At 33.0% G+C, this 21863-nt stretch carries 20 protein-coding genes; 5 read left to right on the top strand and 15 right to left on the bottom strand.

All coding sequences use genetic code 11. From position 1 onward, the window contains the following. Nucleotides 1-60: 60 nt before the first annotated feature. Nucleotides 61-1311 (top strand): methionine adenosyltransferase, encoded by a 1251-nt coding sequence (gene metK, locus DOS84_RS16090; RefSeq protein ID WP_111411133.1) that lies wholly within the window; start codon nt 61-63, stop codon nt 1309-1311. 201 nt (nt 1312-1512) lie between these two features. Here the strand turns inward: metK and rodA are convergent, their stop codons facing one another. The 6 genes from rodA to purH are packed head-to-tail and all read right to left on the bottom strand — an operon-like array spanning nt 1513 to nt 8685. Further along, on the bottom strand, nt 1513-2748 hold the full coding sequence (gene rodA, locus DOS84_RS16095; RefSeq protein ID WP_111411134.1) for a rod shape-determining protein RodA: 1236 nt from the start codon (nt 2746-2748) through the stop codon (nt 1513-1515). Between the two features lie 10 nt (nt 2749-2758). Further along, nucleotides 2759-4696, bottom strand: coding sequence for a penicillin-binding protein 2 (gene mrdA / locus DOS84_RS16100; RefSeq protein ID WP_111411135.1), 1938 nt, complete (start codon nt 4694-4696; stop codon nt 2759-2761). Further along, nucleotides 4693-5199, bottom strand: a complete 507-nt coding sequence (gene mreD, locus DOS84_RS16105) for a rod shape-determining protein MreD (RefSeq protein ID WP_111411136.1) — start codon at nt 5197-5199, stop codon at nt 4693-4695. Before mreD ends, mrdA begins: the two co-directional genes overlap by 4 nt. Next, nucleotides 5192-6022, bottom strand: a complete 831-nt coding sequence (gene mreC, locus DOS84_RS16110; RefSeq protein ID WP_111411137.1) for a rod shape-determining protein MreC — start codon at nt 6020-6022, stop codon at nt 5192-5194. Before mreC ends, mreD begins: the two co-directional genes overlap by 8 nt. A gap of 53 nt (nt 6023-6075) precedes the next feature. Beyond that, nucleotides 6076-7104 (bottom strand): rod shape-determining protein, encoded by a 1029-nt coding sequence (locus tag DOS84_RS16115; RefSeq protein WP_100433056.1) that lies wholly within the window; start codon nt 7102-7104, stop codon nt 6076-6078. 54 nt (nt 7105-7158) lie between these two features. Further along, nucleotides 7159-8685, bottom strand: a complete 1527-nt coding sequence (purH, locus tag DOS84_RS16120) for a bifunctional phosphoribosylaminoimidazolecarboxamide formyltransferase/IMP cyclohydrolase (RefSeq protein WP_111411138.1) — start codon at nt 8683-8685, stop codon at nt 7159-7161. 247 nt (nt 8686-8932) lie between these two features. On the opposite strand from purH, the gene DOS84_RS16125 reads away from it, so the two are divergent. Further along, entirely contained in the window at nt 8933-10180 is a 1248-nt protein-coding gene (locus DOS84_RS16125; protein WP_111411139.1) for an ABC transporter permease, read from the top strand. A gap of 96 nt (nt 10181-10276) precedes the next feature. Next, nucleotides 10277-11161 carry a cupin-like domain-containing protein gene (locus DOS84_RS16130; protein ID WP_111411140.1) on the top strand — a complete coding sequence of 295 codons (885 nt, stop codon included), beginning with the start codon at nt 10277-10279 and terminating at the stop codon, nt 11159-11161. A gap of 34 nt (nt 11162-11195) precedes the next feature. Here the strand turns inward: DOS84_RS16130 and accD are convergent, their stop codons facing one another. The 3 genes from accD to tamL form a co-directional block, all read right to left on the bottom strand. Continuing rightward, nucleotides 11196-12050: an acetyl-CoA carboxylase, carboxyltransferase subunit beta gene (gene accD / locus DOS84_RS16135; protein ID WP_111411141.1), complete on the bottom strand. Its 855-nt coding sequence runs from the start codon at nt 12048-12050 to the stop codon at nt 11196-11198. Nucleotides 12051-12121: 71 nt separating this feature from the next. Further along, nucleotides 12122-13189 carry a class II fructose-bisphosphate aldolase gene (fbaA, locus tag DOS84_RS16140; protein WP_111411142.1) on the bottom strand — a complete coding sequence of 356 codons (1068 nt, stop codon included), beginning with the start codon at nt 13187-13189 and terminating at the stop codon, nt 12122-12124. A 70-nt stretch (nt 13190-13259) separates the two neighbouring features. After that, complete coding sequence (gene tamL, locus DOS84_RS16145) at nt 13260-15890, bottom strand: translocation and assembly module lipoprotein TamL (protein ID WP_111411143.1); 2631 nt, start codon at nt 15888-15890, stop codon at nt 13260-13262. Nucleotides 15891-15937: 47 nt separating this feature from the next. Here tamL and DOS84_RS16150 point away from each other — a divergent pair, with 47 nt between their 5' ends. Next, nucleotides 15938-16666, top strand: coding sequence for a TrmH family RNA methyltransferase (locus DOS84_RS16150; protein ID WP_111411144.1), 729 nt, complete (start codon nt 15938-15940; stop codon nt 16664-16666). A gap of 13 nt (nt 16667-16679) precedes the next feature. Here DOS84_RS16150 and porT read toward each other — a convergent pair whose 3' ends face one another. The 4 genes from porT to DOS84_RS16175 form a co-directional block, all read right to left on the bottom strand. Further along, nucleotides 16680-17411: a type IX secretion/gliding motility protein PorT/SprT gene (gene porT / locus DOS84_RS16155; protein ID WP_111411145.1), complete on the bottom strand. Its 732-nt coding sequence runs from the start codon at nt 17409-17411 to the stop codon at nt 16680-16682. 23 nt (nt 17412-17434) lie between these two features. Further along, a complete protein-coding gene (gene ubiE / locus DOS84_RS16160) occupies nt 17435-18166 on the bottom strand; it encodes a bifunctional demethylmenaquinone methyltransferase/2-methoxy-6-polyprenyl-1,4-benzoquinol methylase UbiE (protein WP_111411146.1) in 732 nt (243 codons plus the stop codon). Nucleotides 18167-18802: 636 nt separating this feature from the next. Further along, on the bottom strand, nt 18803-19285 hold the full coding sequence (locus tag DOS84_RS16170) for a dihydrofolate reductase (protein WP_111411203.1): 483 nt from the start codon (nt 19283-19285) through the stop codon (nt 18803-18805). 10 nt (nt 19286-19295) lie between these two features. Next, nucleotides 19296-19628 carry a 2TM domain-containing protein gene (locus DOS84_RS16175; RefSeq protein WP_111411147.1) on the bottom strand — a complete coding sequence of 111 codons (333 nt, stop codon included), beginning with the start codon at nt 19626-19628 and terminating at the stop codon, nt 19296-19298. Between the two features lie 232 nt (nt 19629-19860). Between DOS84_RS16175 and DOS84_RS16180 the strand changes: the two genes are divergently transcribed. Next, nucleotides 19861-20157, top strand: coding sequence for an isoamylase early set domain-containing protein (locus DOS84_RS16180; RefSeq protein ID WP_111411148.1), 297 nt, complete (start codon nt 19861-19863; stop codon nt 20155-20157). A gap of 40 nt (nt 20158-20197) precedes the next feature. Here DOS84_RS16180 and DOS84_RS16185 read toward each other — a convergent pair whose 3' ends face one another. Together DOS84_RS16185 and DOS84_RS16190 are read right to left on the bottom strand one after the other, a co-directional pair. Further along, the gene (locus tag DOS84_RS16185; protein WP_111411149.1) at nt 20198-21049 is read right to left on the bottom strand and encodes a thymidylate synthase; all 852 of its coding nucleotides are present in this window, start codon (nt 21047-21049) and stop codon (nt 20198-20200) included. An 82-nt stretch (nt 21050-21131) separates the two neighbouring features. Further along, entirely contained in the window at nt 21132-21755 is a 624-nt protein-coding gene (locus DOS84_RS16190) for a bifunctional nuclease family protein (RefSeq protein ID WP_111411150.1), read from the bottom strand. Nucleotides 21756-21863: the final 108 nt, after the last annotated feature.

The following is a 21863-nucleotide window of genomic DNA, read 5'->3' on the forward strand; positions in this document are numbered from 1 at the left end:
CTTCTTTAGCCTTTCCAGCAATTATTTTTCCTCGATTAATTTTTAAAATTTATAATTATTATGGCTTATTTATTTACGTCAGAATCTGTAAGTGAGGGACACCCAGACAAAGTTGCAGATCAAATTTCAGATGCATTAATTGATAACTTTTTGGCATTTGATGCTGACTCAAAAGTAGCTTGTGAAACCTTGGTTACTACTGGTCAAGTAATTTTGGCTGGTGAAGTAAAGTCAAATACCTACTTAGATGTACAACAAATTGCCCGCGAAGTGATTCGTAAAATTGGTTATACAAAAAGCGAATACATGTTTGAAGCCAATTCTTGTGGTATTCTTTCAGCAATTCACGAACAATCTGCAGATATCAATCAAGGTGTTGACAGAGCAAGTAAAGAAGAGCAAGGAGCTGGAGACCAAGGAATGATGTTTGGTTACGCAACGAATGAAACTGAAAATTATATGCCATTGGCACTTGATTTATCTCATAAATTATTACAGGAATTAGCTATTTTGAGACGTGAAAATAATGAAATCACTTATTTACGTCCTGATGCAAAATCTCAAGTTACATTAGAATACAGCGACGACAACAAGCCAACACGTATTGATGCTATTGTAATTTCTACACAACATGATGATTTTGACGAGGAAGAAGCTATGCTTGCTAAAATCAAGAAAGACATCATCGAAATATTAATTCCAAGAATCATTGCAAAAAATCCTAAACAAGCGCATTTATTCAATGATAAAATTCAATACCACATCAATCCAACCGGTAAATTCGTAATTGGAGGACCACACGGAGATACTGGATTGACAGGAAGAAAAATTATTGTTGATACTTACGGTGGAAAAGGAGCTCACGGTGGTGGTGCTTTCTCTGGAAAAGATCCAAGTAAAGTAGATAGAAGTGCTGCTTATGCTACACGTCATATCGCAAAAAACCTTGTTGCTGCTGGTGTTGCAGATGAGATTTTAGTACAGGTTTCGTATGCAATTGGAGTAGCAAAACCAATGGGTATTTTTATTGAGACTTACGGAACATCAAAAGTGAACTTAACTAATGGTGAAATCGCTAAAAAAGTAGAAGCTATTTTTGACATGCGTCCTTACTTCATCGAACAACGTTTGAAATTAAGAAACCCTATTTATAGTGAAACTGCTGCTTACGGTCATATGGGACGTACTCCAGAAACAGTGACAAAAACGTTCTCTGCTCCAGGTGGATTAACTAAAACGGTAACTGTTGACTTGTTTACTTGGGAAAAATTAGATTTTGTTGATCAAGTTAAAGCTGCTTTTGGATTGTAAAAAATCTAAAATTTATTATATAAAAAAAACCATTCGAAATCGAATGGTTTTTTTTTATATATAAAAATCAAATAATCCAAGTCCCAATTATACTTATTATCATTGGGTTGAAAGTACAGATAACTCAAAAGACAATCAAAAAATAAAAATTGATAAAAAGAAAGTTGATTATAAAGAATGAATTTCTAACCAAAAAGATTACTACCATTCATTTACTTTATTGGCATCCATTTTAATAAAAATGAACAATAAAATCGTAAATCCCCACAAGCCTGAACCTCCATAAGAAAAGAAAGGCAACGGAACCCCTATAGTTGGAAAAACCCCCACAACCATGGCAATATTTACAAAAAAGTGAGTAAATAATATTCCTGCCACACAATAACCATATACTCTGCTAAATTTAGTTTTTTGTCTTTCTGCAAGGTAAATTATTCGAAGAAACAAACCTGTAAAAAGGCCAATTACCACCAAGGATCCAACAAATCCCCATTCTTCACCAACTGTAGTAAAAATGTAATCGGTATGTTGTTCAGGCACAAAACCGCCTTTGGTTTGTGTTCCTTCAAGAAATCCTTTACCAAACCAGCCACCAGAACCTACAGCAATCTCAGATTGATTGGTATTATATCCGATACCTTTCATATCTACCTCTTTGCCTAACAATATATTAAAACGATCACGGTGGTGTTGCTTGAAAACATTGGTGAAAACATAGTTCACAGATAAAACAAAACCTGATATAAGCGCAAAAAGCATGGCACTCAACACAATGTTCCGATCCCCTATTCTCGATTTGTAATGTACAAGGACAATAACCACCAAAGCCATTAAAATAACATACTGGGGCTCTAAAACCAGCGTTAACATAAAAAGCACTATGGTTATAAAACCAGTCCAAACATACCAAGATGGTAATCCTTCTCTAAACAAAACAATAATAAAAATACTATAGATCATCGCACTTCCTGGATCGGGCTGTGGCAAGATTAGCATAACCGGCAAAAAGACAATAGCTAATGCCTGTACTTGTCGATTAACATCTTTTAGGTTTATCTGTGTGTCGCTTAAATATTTGGCCAATGCCAACGAAGTTGCCGCTTTTGCAAACTCGGAGGGCTGCAATGTAAAACTCCCAATTGCGTACCAACAACGTTGTCCTGCAATTGTTTTACCGAAGGCAAACAGACCTACAAGGGACAGTAAAGAAATTACAAAGATGATACTGGCATATTTTTCATAAAATTTGCCATCAATATACAAGAGAATAAAAATCAAAGGAACAGATAAAGCAATAAATATAGCTTGCTTTTCATAAGTCCCTTCAGTAGAAGACAATGAAGAAGAATAAATATTTAACCAACCTAAAAACACAAGTAAAATGTAGATAATGATACATATCCAATCAATATTGCTTGATAAACTTTGATTTTTCATTTGATATGAATTATTGTTTTTTGGTTTTTAAAGAATCTAATTTTTGAGCTGCTTTTATTTTACTGTTTGTAATAGAATCTTGAATACGCAATTGTTTTTTCACTTCTTCTGAAAGACCTCCAAGTTTGGCGTAACGTCCTTGTAAACTGATATTCAAAACTCGAGTTTCTAAATCGGTCCTTGTGATTTTTTTTCTAAGGTATTTTTCAATCATTAAACTGGCAATTGGTCCAGCAATAGTAGCACCAAAACCTCCATTTTCAACCAAAACAGCTATAGCAATTTTCGGGTTATCTTTTGGAGCAAAAGCAACAAAAATAGAGTGATCTTGCATTTTGGTTCTTACTCCATCAATTTTGGCAAAATTTTCGGCTGTTCCTGTTTTTCCACAAATATCGATTCCTTCAACTCTTAAGGCATAGGCGGTCCCGTGGTTATAAACATCAAACAAACCTTGAATCATAGGAGGAAAATATTTTTTGTCGATAGTTGTAACATGCTTTGTCGTAAATTTAGTATCGATTTTCTCTCCCTTTATTTTCTTAATAATATGAGGAGTGTAATAGTACCCCTCATTAGCAACAGCAGACATCATATTGGCCAATTGTATAGGAGTCATTAATACTTCTCCTTGACCGATGGCATTGGATATAATTGTTTTTCCACTATAGCCCCAACCAGGATACATTTTTTTATACGTTTTGGAAGTAGGGATCTTTCCTTTTCTACCAGTTGGCAGATCGTAACCCATAAATTGACCTAATCCAAAACTCTTAACATGATTGCTCCATACATCCACAGCATATGGTGCCTTATATTTTCCAATAGTTCTCAAATACACATTCGAAAAATAAGCATTACAAGACTTGTAAATACCTACATTGAGACTTCTAGGTCCAAAAATACCACAGTGACATCCTTGAAATCGGCCTGGAGCATAATAAAAACCATGATTACAGACAAAAGTAGTTTGCTCATCTATTACTCCTTCTTGCAGTCCAACTAGACCCGTCATAATTTTAAAAGGAGATCCTGGAGGATATTCTGCCAATAAACCTCTATCATAAAGTGGTTTTGCAATAGAGTCATGATATAATTTTGTATAGTTTTTAGAACGTTGTCTTCCGACCAGAATTCCAGGATCATAGGATGGTGCAGTTACAAGTGCCAAAATCTCGCCCGTTTTGGGTTCAATAGCTACAATTCCTCCTCGTTTGTTCACCATTAATTGCTCGCCATATTTTTGGATTTCTGCATCAATAGTTAGGTTTATATCCTCTCCTTGAACAGCAATAGTATCAAATTTACCTTCTTTATAGGAACCTATTTCTCGGTTGAACTTGTCTTTTTGGAAATATTTAACCCCTTTTATACCACGAAGAATTTTTTCATAACTTTCCTCAACCCCTTGTTTACCAATCAAATCACCACTTTTATAATAATGGTTTTTTTCAATTAATTTATCGTTGACTTGTGTTATAAATCCAAAAATATTCGCTCCAAAATCAACTTCGTAATCACGCAAGGCACGTTTTTGAAAATAAAAGCCTTCAAACTTTCTGATTTTTTCTTGAAAAGCAGCAAACTCATTTTTGTTCAATTGAGCCAAAAATACCGAAGGCAATCTTGGACTGTATACTTTGGCTTTTTCTATCCTTTTTATAAAATCGTCCTTCGTAATATTCAATAATTTACAAAACTCGAGAGTGTCAGTATTATTCAACTCTCTAGGAATTACCATTATATCGTAAGAAGGCTGATTGGCAACTAATAACACGCCATTTCTATCATAAATATAACCTCTCTCTGGATAATCATATTTGATTTTAATTGCATTATTTTCTGATTTCAGCTTAAAAGAATCGTCAATAATTTGTAAGTAAAAAACACGTATGATTAACAAAGATGCACCAATAATAATTAAAGCTGGTAACAAGACTTTTCTCATCGTTTATTTGGCTTTATTAGATAAATAAGAATAATACAGGTTAAAATAGTAAACAATGTGCTTAGCAAAGTTCTGAGTAGAACATCTAAGATGAAAGTAATTTGAAAAGATTCCAATAAAAATAAAGCAACATGATGTGTAGTAACTGATAATAAAATAAACGTAAATCGCTCTGGAGTCAAAACATCATTCAATTTGATTGTTTGATATTCATAACTTAGTCCGAATGAAAATTTAAAAAAGTAAGGCCTTAAATAAGCCAAAAGAACACATGCTGTAGCATGAACTCCCCCCGAATTAGAAAATAAATCCATGATTAAACCCAGAAAAAAACTAGCGATAAGCAGATTGGCCTTGTTCCCGTTTACAGGGTAAAGGATGATGAAAAGGATATAGGGAAATGCACTTACATAACCTCCGAAATTCATATTATTAAAAACTAGAATTTGTAAAGCTAATAAGAGCACAAAACGAAAAATATTCACTAACAACGTGCTATTCATCTTTTTTTCTTTGATTTTCTAAATTTTTAATTTCTTCGCTATTTTCGGATTTTATGATATAAACATGTCCTAAATTGGTCATATCATTAAATAGTTTTACTCTGATAGTATAATAATGAGTTTTGTCACCAGGGATGAATATTTTGTCAATTGTTCCAATCCCAATGTTTTCCGGAAATATTACAGATTGACCTCCTGTAACGATGGTGTCCCCTTTTCGAATACTTGCCAATCTTGGTACGTCGATCAATTGTACAAAACCTGCATTTTTACCATCCCAATTCAAGGTTCCAAAATGATCTGAATTCTTGATTTTGGCATTAATTTGAGATTTAGTATTCAATATACTAATTACAGTAGAATAATTTTCGGACACATTATCTATAATACCTACAATTCCAAGACTATTGATAACCCCCATGTCAGGTTTTACACCCGATTTTGAACCAGAATTCAAAGTTAAAAAATTCTCGTACACATTATATGAGTTATGAATCACTTTGGAAACAATAATATCTTTTGGCAGAACACCTTTTAGGCTGTCTAAATTAGGAATCTTGGCAGAATCTTGAGTTTTAAACAACAAACTTTTCAAATTGGCATTTTCCCGTGCAAGTTCATCATTTTGTTCTTTCAAGTGAAGGTATTCTTCCACAGAATTTATTTTTTCATAAACACCACCACTCAGAAAATTAGCTGAACTAATGACTTTACTTCTATGAAAAGAATGAGATTGTATGGTAAGGGATAACGAAATACCCAAAAGCAGCAAAAACAGTATTCTATTACTGTTTTTTATAATAAATGAAAATATTTGCTGCATTTCTTAACGGTATATTGAATGTTAGATATAAAGTAACTTCAGTAAAAAAGGTATTACTTAATCAAAATGTTTTTAAACTTTGTAATATTCTTAAGGGCCATTCCAGTTCCTCTTACTACTGCTCTCAATGGATCTTCGGCAATATAAACCGGTAAATCTGTTTTTTGGGAGATTCTTTTATCAAGTCCTCTCAACATAGATCCACCACCTGCAAGATAGATACCTGTATTATAAATATCGGCTGCTAATTCAGGAGGAGTTTGTGATAATGTTTCCATTACTGCATCTTCAATTCGTTGAATTGATTTATCCAATGCTTTTGCAATTTCTCTATAAGATACCTCAACCTGTTTTGGTTTTCCGGTTAATAAATCTCTTCCTTGAACTGACATATCTTCTGGAGGAGTTTCTAAGTCTTCAATAGCAGCACCAATTTGAATTTTTATTTTTTCAGCTGTACTTTCTCCAACAAACAGGTTGTGTTGTGTACGCATGTAATAAACAATATCATTTGTAAAAACATCACCGGCAATTTTTACCGATTTATCACAAACAATTCCGCCTAATGCAATTACCGCAATTTCAGTTGTTCCACCACCTATATCAACAATCATATTTCCTTTTGGTTGCATAATGTCGATTCCGATACCAATTGCTGCTGCCATTGGTTCGTGTATCAAGTATACCTCTTTACCATTTACTCTCTCACAAGATTCTTTAACCGCTCTCATCTCCACTTCGGTAATCCCTGATGGAATACAAACTACCATTCTTAAGGCTGGTGTAAACATTCTTTTTTTCAATGCCGGTATGCTTTTGATAAACATACTGATCATTTTTTCTGATGCATCAAAATCAGCAATTACACCATCTTTTAAAGGCCTTATTGTTTTAATATTTTCATGCGTCTTTCCTTGCATCATATTGGCTTCTTTACCAACTGCAATTATTTTGCCTGATATTCTATCACGCGCAACAATAGACGGACTGTCAATTACGACTTTGTCATTGTGAATGATTAAAGTGTTTGCTGTACCAAGGTCTATCGCAATATCCTCGGTCATGAAATCAAAAAATCCCATATGCCTTTTAGGGGTTAAAAAGTTATAAATAAATTACGCACAAAGTTAAACAAATTAATGTTTAAAATGACGTGTTCCTGTAAATACCATCGCAAGATTATTTTCATTGCAATAATTAATGCTTAATTCGTCTTTTATAGATCCTCCAGGTTGAATCACGGCTGTTATCCCAGCTTTTTTTGCAATTTCAACGCAATCTGGGAATGGAAAAAAAGCATCACTTGCCATAGAAGCACCTTCTAAACTAAATCCGAAAACTCTAGCTTTTTCAATAGCTTGCAATAATGCATCCACTCTTGATGTTTGTCCAGTTCCCGAAGATATTAAAGTTCCGTTTTTAGCAAAAACAATTGTATTTGATTTAGTATTCTTACACACTTTAGAAGCAAAAATCAAATCTTTAATTTCTTGCTCTGTTGGTGCTGTTGTTGTAACGGTTTTCAAGTCTGCTTTAGTATCAGTGATGTTGTTTCTTTCTTGAATCAACAACCCATTCAAACATGTTCTTACCTGTTTTTGAGGCAATTCGACATCATTTTGAATTAATATAATTCTGTTTTTCTTTTCTTGTAAAATAGCAATTGCTTCAGCATCATAAGATGGAGCAATAACTACTTCACAGAATAATTTATTAATCTCATTTGCGGTAGCCACATCAATTGTCGTATTAGCAATCAATACCCCTCCAAAAGCAGAGGTAGGATCACAAGCCAATGCCACATTGTAAGCTTCAGAAATAGTTTCTCTTGTAGCCAATCCACAAGCGTTGTTATGTTTTAAAATTGCAAATGTTGGTCCGTCAGTTTTAAACTCATGAATTAAGTTTACTGCAGCATCAACATCCAACAAATTGTTATATGATAATTCTTTACCATGAACTTTGGTGAACATAGCGTCGAAATCTCCGAAGAAAAATCCTTTTTGATGTGGATTTTCTCCATATCTCAATACTTGGCCATTTTCTATACTAGCTTTATAAATAGTTTCATCAGTATTGAAATAATTAAAGATAGCACCATCGTAATGCGAAGAAACATGAAAAGCTTTGGTAGCCAATAATTTTCTGTCTGCCAATGTTGTTCCTCCATTTTGGGTGGTAATCATGTCCAAAAACAAACTGTATTGATCCATAGACGGAACGATCACTGTATCTTTAAAGTTTTTTGCGGCAGCACGAATCAATGAAATACCACCAATATCTATTTTTTCGATAATATCTTCTTCACTAGCTCCTGAAGCAACTGTTTTTTCAAAAGGATATAAATCAACAATTACCAAATCAAGCTGCGGAATGTTGTATTCCTGCATTTGCTGCACATCACTTTCATTATCTTGACGGTTTAAGATACCTCCAAAAACCTTAGGATGCAATGTTTTTACACGTCCACCTAAAATTGAAGGATAAGAAGTAACATCTTCAACAGGTATAACAGGGATTCCTAAATTTTTAATGAATTCCTCGGTTCCTCCTGTAGAATAAAAAATTACATTTTGCTCATGCAATTTTCTTACAATTGGTTCAAGGCCTTCTTTTGAAAAGACCGAAATTAATGCTGATTGGATTGTTTTTGTTGTGTTCATTGAGTAGTTATGATTATAAAGTGCAAAAATAGTTTTTTTTGATAATATAATTCAATAAAAAATATGTAACAATGTCTTAAAATAACATACATATTGTTAAATGTATTTTTTTTAAGTTTTTGAAACGGCTGTGATGAAATTTCATCCAAATTATAATGACAAAAGCGCTTTCTGAGAACCAAATTTTAAATACTTTTCCAAAGAAATAAAAAGATAGAATTTTATAGTAATACAAATTCAAAAAAACATGCTAGTTTACCTACGATTATTAAAAGAGAGTTTTGGCTTTGCCATGAATGCTTTGCGCAGTAATAAATTAAGAACATTACTTTCTTTATTGGGGGTTACTATTGGTATATTCTCCATAATAGCAGTTCTTGCAGCGGTAGATTCTTTGGACAGAAAAATTTCAAAAGAGTTAAGCAGTCTGGATAAAAACACTATTTACTTATTAAAATTTTCTTTTGGCCCGTCGGATATACCACAATGGAAAAGAGAACAATTCCCCAATGTAAAATACACTGAATATGTCTACCTAAAAAACGCAATGACCCATACAAAACAATTAGGATACCAAATTTTTACCAAAAGAGAATCAATAAAATACGAATCCAAAACAGTCAGTGATGTAAATATTGTTCCTGTTTCCTATGAATTTATAGACATTCAAGGATTAGAATTTGAAAAAGGAAGATTTTACAATGAATCTGAAGCCAATTCAGGAACTCCAGTAATTGTAATTGGTAACGATATTGCAAAATCACTTTTTGATGAGTCAGAACCCTTAGGAAAAAATGTAAGATTGTATGGCCAGCGATTTACCGTAATAGGAGTTTTAAAGAAAGAAGGTTCTTCACTTGGCGACAGTAACGATACCGCAGCTTTTATTCCCGTTAATTTTGTTCGTAGGCTGTATGGCGACAATAATCCAAATTTAACGAATGTAATCATATTCAAACCCGAAAATGGGGTGGATATGGAAGAGTATAAAAGTGAGATAACACAAAAATTAAGGAATTTTAGAGGGTTGAAAGCTGGGGAAATTGACAATTTCTTTATTAATGTTTTTGGCGGATTTCTCGATCTTATTAATGGCATAATAAGTTCTTTGCGCTTAGGCGGTATTTTTATAAGTTTTTTTTCTTTTCTAGTTGGAGGGTTTGGAGTTGCTAATATCATGTTTGTTTCAGTAAAAGAGCGAACGAATTTAATAGGAATTCAAAAATCTTTAGGCGCCAAAAATAGATTTATATTGTTCCAGTTTTTATTTGAAGCTATTATTCTTTGCGTTATTGGAGGCACAATAGGTTTATCAATAGTATGGCTATTATCAATCTTATTGACTAGTTTATTAGATTTTGAGTTTGTTTTGAGCTTTTGGAATATCTTAATTGGGTCAGGATTATCAATTATTGTTGGAGTAATTTCTGGAATTCTACCTGCTATTAGCGCATCCAAACTAGACCCAGTAGAAGCCATTAGAACTGGAATGTAGTATATTGTGTTTTTGTTATTTAATTGTAAATTTTGATGGTTAAGAATAATTAGGTATTTTTGATAAGCAGATCTATTTAAATTAAAAAATAAATAAATGAGCTTTATCCTAAACCCTGTTGACACTGTTGAGTCTATTTCTAAAGAAGATTTTAAAAAAAATTATTTAGATAAAAGAAAGCCATTAATCATAAAAGGGCTAACTAAGGATTGGCCTGCAAGAGAAAAATGGTCAACCGATTATTTCAAGGAAATAGCGGGAGATATTGAAGTAAAATTAGTGGATAATTCCAAAGCTGATCCAACTAAAGTCATCAATGCCTCTATTGCCAGTATGAAATTTGGAGAATATCTGGATTTAATAAAAAGAGAACCTACCGAGTTGCGTATTTTTTTCTTTAATCTTTTCAAACACAAACCTGAATTACTTAATGATATAAAAGTTCCCAAAGAATTAATGGGTGGATTTATCGAAAGCATGCCTGCCATGTTTTTTGGAGGTTCCAGTGCTATTACTTTTTTGCATTACGATATTGACTTACCTCATCTTTTTCATACTCATTTTGGCGGAAGAAAACACATTATATTATTTGATTATAAATGGAAAAAAAGACTTTATTGCATTCCCAATACAACTTATGCCCTAGAAGATTATAACGTTGCGAACCCTGATTTCGAAAAATTTCCAGCATTAAAAGGAGTTGAAGGTTATGAAGTTTTTCTAGAACACGGAGATACATTATTTATGCCAACCGGAATGTGGCACTGGATGCGCTATATAGACGGCTCTTTCTCCCTAACACTTCGTGCATGGGATAGATCTATTACACGCAAAATGGCCAGTGTTTGGAGTTTATTCATGCATGGGGCTGTAGACAGTGCTATAAAAGTAACATTCAAAGGCCATTATGCCAAATGGAGAGAAAAACTGGTATTTAAAATAGCTGAAAGAGAACTTAAAAAAGGAAGACCAAAAAATTAATCATAAAAAAATCCCGATTTCTCGGGATTTCCATTTATCTAATATCATTGTTTTGAATCAAATCGATGTATAAGTTAATCTTATCTTTCAATTCTTTTCTAGGCGTAATAAAATCCAAGAAACCATGTTCGAGAAGAAACTCGGCAGTTTGAAATCCTTCAGGTAAATCTTTACCTGTTGTATCTCTCACCACACGTGGGCCAGCAAAACCAATTAAGGCACCTGGCTCAGAAATATTGATATCTCCCAACATTGCATATGACGCAGTTGTTCCTCCAGTAGTTGGATCAGTACAAAGTGAGATATAAGGTAATTTAGCTTCAGCCAGTTGCGCCAATTTTACAGAAGTTTTTGCCAATTGCATTAAAGAATAAGCTGCTTCCATCATTCTGGCACCTCCTGATTTGGATATCATTACAAAAGGCAGTCTATTTTTGATAGCATGGTCAATTCCTCTTGCAATTTTTTCTCCAACAACTGCTCCCATAGATCCACCAATAAAGGCAAAATCCATACAGCATATTACTAATTCTCTTCCCTTGGATTTTCCAACTCCAGTGCGCACTGCATCTTTAAGTTGTGTTTTTTCCATCACCTCTTTCAATCGATCTGCATATTTTTTGGTATCAACAAAATGCAGTGGATCTTTAGAAGTCATATTTTTATCTAATTCGACAAACTCATTGTTGTCAAATAATATATCAAAATAGGCCTCACTCCCAATTCTAACATGGAAACCATCTTCGGGACTTACAAATAGATTACGCGCCAATTCTTCTGCATCGATAATTTTTCCTGTAGGTGATTTGTACCAAAGTCCTTTTGGAATATCCATTTTGTCTTCGGTAGCCGTAGTGATTCCTTTTTCTTTTCTTTTAAACCAAGCCATATTTATTTAATTTTTAGTTTCAAGTTTAAAGTTTCAGGTTATAAAACTTTAAACTTGAAACTTGAAACAATTTATAGTGTATTCACATTATTCAAATCAGCAAATGCTTGCTCAAGTCTTGCTATGAAAGTCAGTTCGCCTTCACGCAACCATTTTCTTGGGTCGTAATATTTTTTGTTTGGAGCATCGGCACCAGTTGGGTTACCAATTTGAGTTCTAAGGTAATCAATGTTGTTTACCATAAAATCACGGATTCCCTCAGTAAATGCAAATTGCAAATCTGTGTCAATATTCATTTTTACAACACCGTAGCTGATTCCTTCTCTGATTTCTTCCAATGTAGAACCTGATCCACCGTGGAAAACAAAATCAACTGGATTATGCCCTGTTTTAAATTTTTCCTGAACGTAATCTTGCGAATTTTTTAAGATTTTTGGAGTCAACTTTACGTTTCCTGGTTTATAAACACCGTGTACGTTTCCAAAAGAAGCAGCGATTGTAAATCTTGGGCTCACTTTTGATAATTCTTCGTAAGCATAAGATACTTCAGAAGGCTGCGTATATAATTTTGAGCTATCAACATCAGAGTTGTCTACACCGTCCTCTTCACCACCAGTGATTCCAAGTTCGATTTCCAGAGTCATTCCCATTTTGCTCATTCTTTCCAAATAACCTTTACAGATTTCAATGTTTTCTTCGATTGGCTCTTCAGATAAATCAATCATGTGAGAAGAAAACAATGGTTTTCCAGTTGCTGCAAAATGTTCTTCTGAAGCATCCAACAATCCATCAATCCAAGGTAATAATTTTTTAGCACAGTGGTCAGTATGCAAAATAACTGTTGCTCCGTAAGCTTCTGCTAATGTATGAATATGTTTTGCTCCAGCAATACCACCTGCGATAGCGGCTTTTTCTCCAGCATTAGAAAGTCCTTTTCCTGCATTAAATTGTGCTCCACCATTTGAAAATTGAATAATAACTGGTGCTTTTAATTTAGCTGCAGTTTCTAATACTCCGTTAATTGTGTCTGATCCAACAACGTTTACAGCAGGAAGTGCAAATCCTTTTTCTTTTGCGTAATTGAAAATCGCTTGTACCTGATCTCCTGTAGCCACTCCGGGTTTGATATTGTGTGCCATTGTAATTTTTCTTTTAATTGTTTTTTTAGTTTTTAGATTATAATTTGCAAAAATAAGAATTAATTAGCACTTAGAAAGGGTAATTGATACCAAAATTAAATACTGAATTCGCAAAATTATATTGTGTGAACCATCTATCGCCCATTTCTAAGGCAGGATTGTATGTTTTGAATCCCATATCTACTCGAACCGCAAAAAAGCCTAAATCATATCGTATACCAAATCCAGTACCCAAAGCCATTTCTTTTAAATCTTTTATTGAATTAAATTTTGCAGGTTCATAATTAACCACATCCAAAACATTCCAAATATTTCCTGCATCAGCAAAAAGAGCCCCATTCCATTTTCCGGTTATTAGAAATCGGTATTCACCACTGATCGCAATTTTCATATTGGCTTCGTTAAAGTCATTAGAAAAAGAGCTGCTTCCCGGCCCCAAATTATAAGGTTGCCACGCTCTATTATCATTGGCTCCACCTGCATAATAACTCTTTGAGAAAGGAATCGAATTTGAGTTTCCATAAGGAATTGCAATGCCAAAAAAAGCTCTCATCGCAAATACATTTGCCTTATTTACATTCCAATGTTTGATATAATCAAATTCCGTTTTTATGTATTCGGAATATTCCAAATTGAAAATTTCATAGTTCCCATTTCCGTTTTTAGGGATGTTGCTTACATTTGAAATCAAAGACAATAAAGTTCCCGCAGATTCTATTTTGGTCCTAAAAGTATAAAAGGTATTGTCTTGTAAATCTTTCTTACTTGTTTTGGTGAAATTAAAATTGGTTGCCAAAATAAAATCATTATCAGTAAGTCTTATTCTTTGTTGTTCAATATTACTTACATCTTGGTATTCTTGATCATCTGGTCTCAAAACTGTCTGTAACGTTAAAACTTCTTTTGTAAAAGTAGAGGTCCCGCTTTCAATAATCAAATTATTATCAACGTCAACATTAAGAGGATTGGTATTGTATGTTTTTCCAATAGTATTTAAAGCATCATAAGAACTATTATAGACATTAAAATAATTTTCAGGATTAAGATTACGAACATACTGAAAATTGAATAGGTCAAACCTTGCAGTAGTGTTCTTTTTAGGTGTCCAGTTATAAGAAAGTGATCCTGTAAAATTTTCTTTATCCAATCCTATATTCGTTTGTTTTGAAAGACCTAAACTAACAACTGTGGACGGTATCATACTTTTCGGAATTATTTTTTCCGTTTTAACGGGAAATAGAATTCGTGGGAAGTTCAGCTTGGCATCTAAACCATACTCTGATACATTAAAAAAACTATCATTTGAATCAGCAATATCATTTGAAGCGCCTATATTTCCTCTTGCCGAAAGCTCTAAAGTCTCAGCTCCATTAAAAACATTTCGGATTGTTTCCGTAATACTGCCCGTAATCCCAAAATCTTCTATATTCGAATGAGTAACATCCAAAGTATAACCAAAACTGTATTTTTTACGGGGAGTTAAATAAATCTTGGCAACCAAGGATTCACCTAAAGTGTCTTTAGGGTCAACCTGATATTGTATGGTTGGATAATTAAATATCTTTAAATTATTCAAATACCGAGTAGTCAAAACTGTTTTGTTGTCATTAAAGAGGTTTCCCTTAGTTAAAAAAACGGCGTCTGTTATAGCATGGGGACGGTATTTTATTTTTTCATATCCATACAAATTCATGTTGTTATAAGTCACACTGTCTTTAATTGCCAGATCATGTCTTTCCGGCTTATAATCGGTGTAGATTTTAATCTCGCTGATTTTATATAATTTAAATGGCTCTGTTTTGGTCGAATCATTTTCCTGATAAGAATAATCTCCAACATTCAAGGTTACACTAGCCTTGTCTTTTTTATTTATGGTATCAATATCAAAAGTGACATAATTAGCTTGGAAACGGTAGGCCCCATGGTTTCTAAAAAGAGTAGTTATTCGATTTTTTTCACTTTCAAAATCTTCGGTTTTATATTGTTTACCAGGAACGATAAACGATTTTGAAGTTTTATAAATAGAGTCTAAAACAGGAGTTTCGATCGCCGTTCTTAAGGAATCAATAAAATAAGGATTTCCAGTTGTCAGATAGTATTTTAATTTCGCATTTTTAGGAGCTAAAGAATCTCGCTTATAGGTTGCATCAACATCAAAGTAACCATTGTTGAAATAATAACTTTTAAGTCTTGTTAATGATTTTTTAGCTTTTAGGGTATCCAAAATTACTGGTGCTTCTCCTGTTTCTTTTAAAAACTTATGAAACCCTAGATACCAAAAAGATTTACGAAGTCCTTCAATTTGTTTTGCCGAAAGCCATTTGACTTCTCTATCATATTTCTTTTTATTGTTTAAATATTTCAAATTGAATGTAGAATCAGGATTTGGATTGGCCAAATTATACAAATTTAACAAAAATCGATATCCTATTATGGGCACTTTACTGTTTGGTTGCTGATACAACTGATCATATATGGTTTGATTCTTGAGCAATTTGCCATTTTCAAAGATTTCATTTTTGACAAGAAGCTGTTTTCTGGCAGGAACCCTCTTTTCTGAATTACAAGCATAGAAAAAAACACTAATTAGGATAAATAATGATATTTTTGCGAGATTATTTTTCTTCTCAAAAAGTATGAATTGCCCTAGATGCCAAGCAAACCGCTTTTTTGTTTTAAAGAAAGAAAAAAATTTATTCATGAGGGGACTCGTGTTATAGAATATTTAATTCAAAAGTACATTTTTTTATGCTTAGTAAAAACCAAATAAAGCTTATATCGAGTTTGCAACAAAAAAAACATCGTTTTGCAAATCAATTGTTTTTTGCCGAGGGCGTAAAAGTAATTCAAGAATTAGTAAAATCAAATTTTGAATTAGAACATCTTTACACAACCAATGAGGATTTTACTGACATTGCTTCTAATAAAAGAAGTGTTATTTCAGAAAACGAATTAAACAAAATCAGCGCTTTGTCCACACCGAATACATGTTTAGCATTATTCAAAATTCCTTTAGAGAGCAAAATTATCGAGTCTGGACTTGTTGTAGCCCTTGACTCTATTCGCGACCCTGGCAATTTAGGCACTATTCTAAGACTTTGTGATTGGTTTGGAATCCACCAATTGATATGCTCAAAAGAGACGGTTGATATTTACAATCCGAAAGTCGTTCAGGCCACAATGGGTTCGATTGCAAGGGTAAATGTCAATTATATTGACCTAGACGCCTTTCTAAAAAAAACTAAATTACCCGTTTTTGGAACCTTTATGGACAGTGAAAACATTTACAAAACAACTTTGCCTCAAGAAGGAATTATTGTTATGGGAAATGAAGCGAACGGGATTTCTGAAAATATAGAAAAACTAATTACCAAAAGACTTACCATTCCACGTTTTGGGGATCTTCAAATCACCGAAAGTCTGAATGTGGCCACTGCTACCGCCATTATCCTAAGCGAATTCAGAAGGCAAAATTAAATATAGCTTATTTCTAATGAAAGGTGAAATTAATCAAAAAGCCTCTCGATTTCATAGACTCAATATTACTTGTCCAAGGGCTGTTGGGGTCTTTGTCGCGTATTAATTCGTCAGAAATTCCAAATTGCCCTCGAATCGATGGTGAAAATATAAAGTATTCCGAAAAGATATCAATCCCAAAACCCAACTCATAGTTAGTGGTCCAACTTTTTACTCTAAATCGTTCTTCAAGATTGTCGTCCAATGATTTTGCATTACTGGACAAATTTAAATTTGCTGACACTCCACCCAATAAATAGGGGCGAACATTTCCAGTTCGAAGAGAAGAGAATTTTAACAATAAAGGAAAATTGATATAAGTGCTATTTATGTCTCTGATTGCATCACTTGAACTATCAAAACCAACAGTTGGAGGATAATGTAGCGTTCTATTGGAATAATAAAGTCCCGGTTCAAAACGCAAATCCAAATATTCCATCAATCTTAAATTGGTCACTAATCCGACATTGAATCCTACTGTATTGTCGGTTTGGATATCTGATGAATATCTTGGATCTGTTTCCATTTTTTTATAATCTATTTTAAAATCATAACTGTTAAATCCTAAAAAAAAACCGAAATAGATTTTTTTCTTTTGCCAATTTTCTAGATTTATAATAGGATCCTTACCGAAAATACTTTTTGAATTCTGAGCACTTCCTTTTATGGCTATAGTCAATAGAATTAATACAATTATTTTTTTCATATTTGTGCCGAATGTTTTCAGTATTATTTTTTGGAAGCGCTATAAATAGTTGCAACTCCAAACGTTTGTGGCATAGCTTTCACATTTATAAACCCAGTTTTTCTTAAAATATTGTTTAATGCTTCTCCAAAAGGAAAAGAAGCAGCTGATTCGGATAAATAACCATAGGCAACATCATCCTTTGAAAAGAGCTTCCCTATTAATGGTAAAATATTTTTGGTGTAGAAATTATATCCTTGTTTGTAAGGCGTTTTCTCCGGTACGGAAGTTTCCAGAATAACAAAAATTCCACCTGGTTTTAGTACTCTCAAAATTTCGGCCAAGCCTTTTTCAAGGTGTTCAAAATTTCGAACGCCGAATGCCACTGTTATGGCATCAAAAAAATGATCTTCAAAAGGCATGTTCTCGGAATCTCCCAATACCATTTCAATTGTTTGAGACAATTTTCTTTCCTCAATTTTACTCTTCCCTATTTCGAGCATTCCAGCCGAAATATCAAGTCCTATAATTTTTTTTGCTTTGGTTTGCGCCATCAAAATAGCAAGATCACCAGTTCCTGTTGCAATATCCAAAACATTTTCTGGATTGGTCTGGGTAACCAATTGCAATACTTTTTTTCTCCATTTAACATCGATACCAAATGATATAACTCGATTAAGGCTGTCATAGTTACCTGAAATGGTATCAAACATTTTGGCAACTTGTTCTTTTTTACTTAGTGAAGAATCTTTATAGGGTGTGATTTCTTTTGGCATTTTTTTAGTTTGTACAAATATAAACAAACTGTATAAACTATAAATGTGTTTTTGGTTTTGGTTAAAATTTTATTTGAAAACTCATTTTTGTAGCAAATATCACACTTAAAACGAAAATAAAAAAAATGAAAAAAAATTGAAATATCACCAAAAGTGGGTATTGTGGAAACTGTTTTTATTACTGATGTTTGTACTTTAAAATTTAAATATTTTTTTTAAATGATTAGACGGGAATTAATGACCCAAATCAAATGGATGCTTCTTGCGCTATTTATCTCATTTGTTCTTGTATTATTTTTTGAAGGTACCGTCAGTAATGGCAGTATTATTTTAAAAGCGCAAAATACGTTCTTAGGATTAAATTTGTTTTTGGAAATTTTAATTTTCTTTGCCTTTAGTACCTTTGTGGTATTTGGTACTAAAGGCTTTTTTGAGTTGTACTCTCAAAGATTATCAAATTATATTGTCTTCATTTCGGGGATAATATTGATATTTGTGATTTGTATATTATGTTATCAAATCTTAGTACAAGAATGAGTCATCCCGCTAATCATTAAAAAAAGCATCCTAAATATTTAGGATGCTTTTTTTTTGAGTTTTATTTCAATATTACCAAGGAACCAAAACAACATACATTTATACTTTGACGAATGTTTGATAGGTATAAGCAAATTGATGTTTTTCGTCTATAGGATTAAATTCTGATTGGATTTCTTTCCAATCACCGGAATTGATTTCCGGGAAAAAAGCATCTGCATCAAAGCTATGATGCACTCTCGTGATTTCAAGCTGGTCTGCAAATTGAAGCCCCAAATTATAAATTTCTCCTCCTCCAATAATAAATGAAGTTTCGTTTTCCGGGCAAATTGAGATTGCTTTTTCAATACTATCAACTACAATGCAACCTTCTGGATTATAGTTTTTATTTCGTGTGATAACAACATGCGTTCTATTAGGAAGTGGCTTTGGAAAACTTTCAAAAGTTTTTCTTCCCATTATTATATGATGTCCTGTTGTTAAGAATTTGAATCTTTTAAAATCATTGGGCAGATGCCAAACTAGCTCATTATTTTTCCCGAGAGCATTATTTTCCGCCACGGCAGCAATCATAATAATCATACGAATGGTGTTATTTAGAATTATTTTCTTCAATTTTAGATTTCAATTGCTCTATTTTTTTTTGCTGTAAAGCAACTAATCGGTCAATTTGATCTCTCTCCCAATTTTTATTCATAAAGCGATCTGTTATAAAAACTTTTATGAAATGCAAAACAAAAAAGAACAACCATAAAGTTATGCCCCAAATGCACCAATGTATATTAAATCCCGTATCAAAAAAGTAAGTTGCTGCAATCAAAAAAATAGTGAACAACATCAAGAAAACAAAATGGTAGTATAATCTTTTCTTTTGTTTTATTCGGTTTCTGGCATACTCATATTGTTCGTGTAATTCTTTTTCCATGATTTAAATTTTGCTCATAAAGATAAAATTTATTTTTAAAAATCTCCATTATGATTATTGAATCTTTAAAGAGAAAACGTTTTCTTTTTTCAAATTGGAATTTAAACGATTCAATTTCTTTTTAAAAGTAAAAAACTGAAAGCTTTTTTGCTTTTATGCTAAAAATGAGACAGCTTGTGCAAACTTAAAAATATTTCATTTACTTTGTTATAACTTTAAAAATGAAATAGTTATGTCTATAAAAAAACAATTTATAAAAACTAAGCCCGTTTGTAAGGTCACGTTTTCTGTAGAAGCGAAAGAAGCTAATCAAGTATCTGTAATTGGTGATTTCAATGATTGGAAAGTAGAAGAAGGAGCTTTAAGCAAATTAAAAAATGGAACTTTTAAAGGATCTTTTGACTTAACTAAAGATTCAGCATACGAGTTCAAATATGTAATTGACGGTACTTATGTAAATGAGCCAGAAGCTGATTCATTCAAGTGGAATGATTTCGCAGGAGCTGAAAACGGCGTATTGGTAGTATAACAATTAAAAAAAATCCGCTATTAAAGCGGATTTTTTTAATCTATACAGCTACACTTCCCTTGATTAAGGCATGTGGCTCATATCCTTCTAGTGTAAAATCATCAAAATCAAAATCGAAGATGTTTTTTACATTTGGATTTAAAATCATTTTTGGCAATGGTTTTGGCTCGCGGGTAAGTTGCAACTCAAGCTGCTCAAAATGGTTATTGTATATGTGTGCATCACCAAATGTGTGTATAAACTCCCCTACTTCAAGGTCACAAACTTGCGCAATCATCATAGTTAACAGTGCATAAGAAGCTATATTAAAAGGGACTCCCAAAAAGACATCAGCACTTCGTTGATACAACTGACAGGAAAGTTTTCCTTTAGTCTCTCCTTTGGATTCATCTGGAGAAGCAACATAAAACTGAAAAAAAGCATGACAAGGAGGCAAAGCTGCTTTATTATTAGCAACATTTTCCTCAAATGACTTTGTCGTATCCGGTAAAACTGACGGATTCCAGGCCGAAATCAACATTCTTCGGCTGTTTGGGTTTGTTTTTAATTCAACTATAAGTTGGCTAATTTGGTCAATTTCCTCACTGTTCCAATTGCGCCATTGGTGACCATAAACTGGACCTAAATCACCGTTACTATCTGCCCAGGCGTCCCATATTTTGACTCCGTTTTCTTGAAGATATTTGACATTGGTATCTCCTTTAAGAAACCAAAGTAATTCATATATAATCGATTTAAGGTGCAATTTTTTGGTAGTTACCATTGGAAACCCTTCACTTAAATCAAATCGCATTTGATAACCAAATACGCTTTTTGTACCAGTTCCTGTGCGATCTCCTTTTTGACAACCATTATGCATAATATGTTGTACTAAGTCTAGATATTGCTTCATTTGTATTTGATTGTTAAACTGTTTAATCGTCAATTTGTCTAACAAAAACGATTAAACAAATTACCGATTAAACTATTCTAAATTACGATTCTCTTTTGGAAATTTCATCACGGATTTTAGCCGCTTTTTCATAATCTTCATGCTCAACCGCCTGTTCAAGCAATTCATTTAATTCCTGTAAAGTATGATTAGAATAAGTACTACCCGATTCATTGCTTTCGGTACTTCCAAAAGTTTCAGGATTGGAAAGAATATCGTCCATTTCATTTGGCGTATCTGTTTCAAGAGGATTTGCTTTCAAGAAAATACCCGCTTTATCCAAAATGTTTTTATAGGTAAAAATAGGAGCATTAAATCGAATGGCTAAAGCAATGGCGTCCGAAGTTCTGGCATCAATTATTTCTTCGATTTTATCTCTTTCGCAAATAATGCTGGAGTAAAAAACACCATCTACCAGTTTATGAATAATCACTTGTTTTACCACAATATCAAATCGCTCAGCAAAATTTTTAAACAAATCATGAGTCAAAGGACGCGGTGGCTTAATTTCTTTCTCCAAAGCAATTGCAATAGACTGAGCCTCGAATGCTCCAATAACGATAGGCAATTTTCTTTCCCCATCAACCTCATTTAAGATTAACGCATAAGCGCCATTTTGAGTTTGACTGTATGAAATTCCTTTTATAGATAATTTAACTAAGCTCATATTGGTATAATGGAAAGCACTAAGTACTCTATTAATTATGTCTTTTTTCTTGTTTTAAATAAAGTGCAATTTTAATCAAAATATATGGAACAAAAAAGCTACCTAAAG

It is taken from the genome of Flavobacterium aquariorum, assembly GCF_003254745.1.
In the GTDB taxonomy this organism is placed as follows: Bacteria; Bacteroidota; Bacteroidia; order Flavobacteriales; family Flavobacteriaceae; genus Flavobacterium; species Flavobacterium aquariorum.

Bases quoted from the DNA above. Each gene is read 5' to 3' on its own strand.
- DOS84_RS16130 (WP_111411140.1), top strand. From the start codon at position 10,277: ATGAGCTTTATCCTAAACCCTGTTGACACTGTTGAGTCTATTTCTAAA.
- porT (WP_111411145.1), bottom strand. From the start codon at position 17,411: ATGAAAAAAATAATTGTATTAATTCTATTGACTATAGCCATAAAAGGA.
- DOS84_RS16115 (WP_100433056.1), bottom strand. From the start codon at position 7,104: ATGGGATTTTTTGATTTCATGACCGAGGATATTGCGATAGACCTTGGT.
- DOS84_RS16125 (WP_111411139.1), top strand. From the start codon at position 8,933: ATGCTAGTTTACCTACGATTATTAAAAGAGAGTTTTGGCTTTGCCATG.
- accD (WP_111411141.1), bottom strand. From the start codon at position 12,050: ATGGCTTGGTTTAAAAGAAAAGAAAAAGGAATCACTACGGCTACCGAA.
- DOS84_RS16180 (WP_111411148.1), top strand. From the start codon at position 19,861: ATGTCTATAAAAAAACAATTTATAAAAACTAAGCCCGTTTGTAAGGTC.
- mreC (WP_111411137.1), bottom strand. From the start codon at position 6,022: ATGCAGCAAATATTTTCATTTATTATAAAAAACAGTAATAGAATACTG.
- purH (WP_111411138.1), bottom strand. From the start codon at position 8,685: ATGAACACAACAAAAACAATCCAATCAGCATTAATTTCGGTCTTTTCA.
- DOS84_RS16190 (WP_111411150.1), bottom strand. From the start codon at position 21,755: ATGAGCTTAGTTAAATTATCTATAAAAGGAATTTCATACAGTCAAACT.
- rodA (WP_111411134.1), bottom strand. From the start codon at position 2,748: ATGAAAAATCAAAGTTTATCAAGCAATATTGATTGGATATGTATCATT.
- mreD (WP_111411136.1), bottom strand. From the start codon at position 5,199: ATGAATAGCACGTTGTTAGTGAATATTTTTCGTTTTGTGCTCTTATTA.
- DOS84_RS16150 (WP_111411144.1), top strand. From the start codon at position 15,938: ATGCTTAGTAAAAACCAAATAAAGCTTATATCGAGTTTGCAACAAAAA.
- tamL (WP_111411143.1), bottom strand. From the start codon at position 15,890: ATGAATAAATTTTTTTCTTTCTTTAAAACAAAAAAGCGGTTTGCTTGG.
- DOS84_RS16175 (WP_111411147.1), bottom strand. From the start codon at position 19,628: ATGGAAAAAGAATTACACGAACAATATGAGTATGCCAGAAACCGAATA.
- DOS84_RS16170 (WP_111411203.1), bottom strand. From the start codon at position 19,285: ATGATTATTATGATTGCTGCCGTGGCGGAAAATAATGCTCTCGGGAAA.
- mrdA (WP_111411135.1), bottom strand. From the start codon at position 4,696: ATGAGAAAAGTCTTGTTACCAGCTTTAATTATTATTGGTGCATCTTTG.
- metK (WP_111411133.1), top strand. From the start codon at position 61: ATGGCTTATTTATTTACGTCAGAATCTGTAAGTGAGGGACACCCAGAC.
- ubiE (WP_111411146.1), bottom strand. From the start codon at position 18,166: ATGCCAAAAGAAATCACACCCTATAAAGATTCTTCACTAAGTAAAAAA.
- DOS84_RS16185 (WP_111411149.1), bottom strand. From the start codon at position 21,049: ATGAAGCAATATCTAGACTTAGTACAACATATTATGCATAATGGTTGT.
- fbaA (WP_111411142.1), bottom strand. From the start codon at position 13,189: ATGGCACACAATATCAAACCCGGAGTGGCTACAGGAGATCAGGTACAA.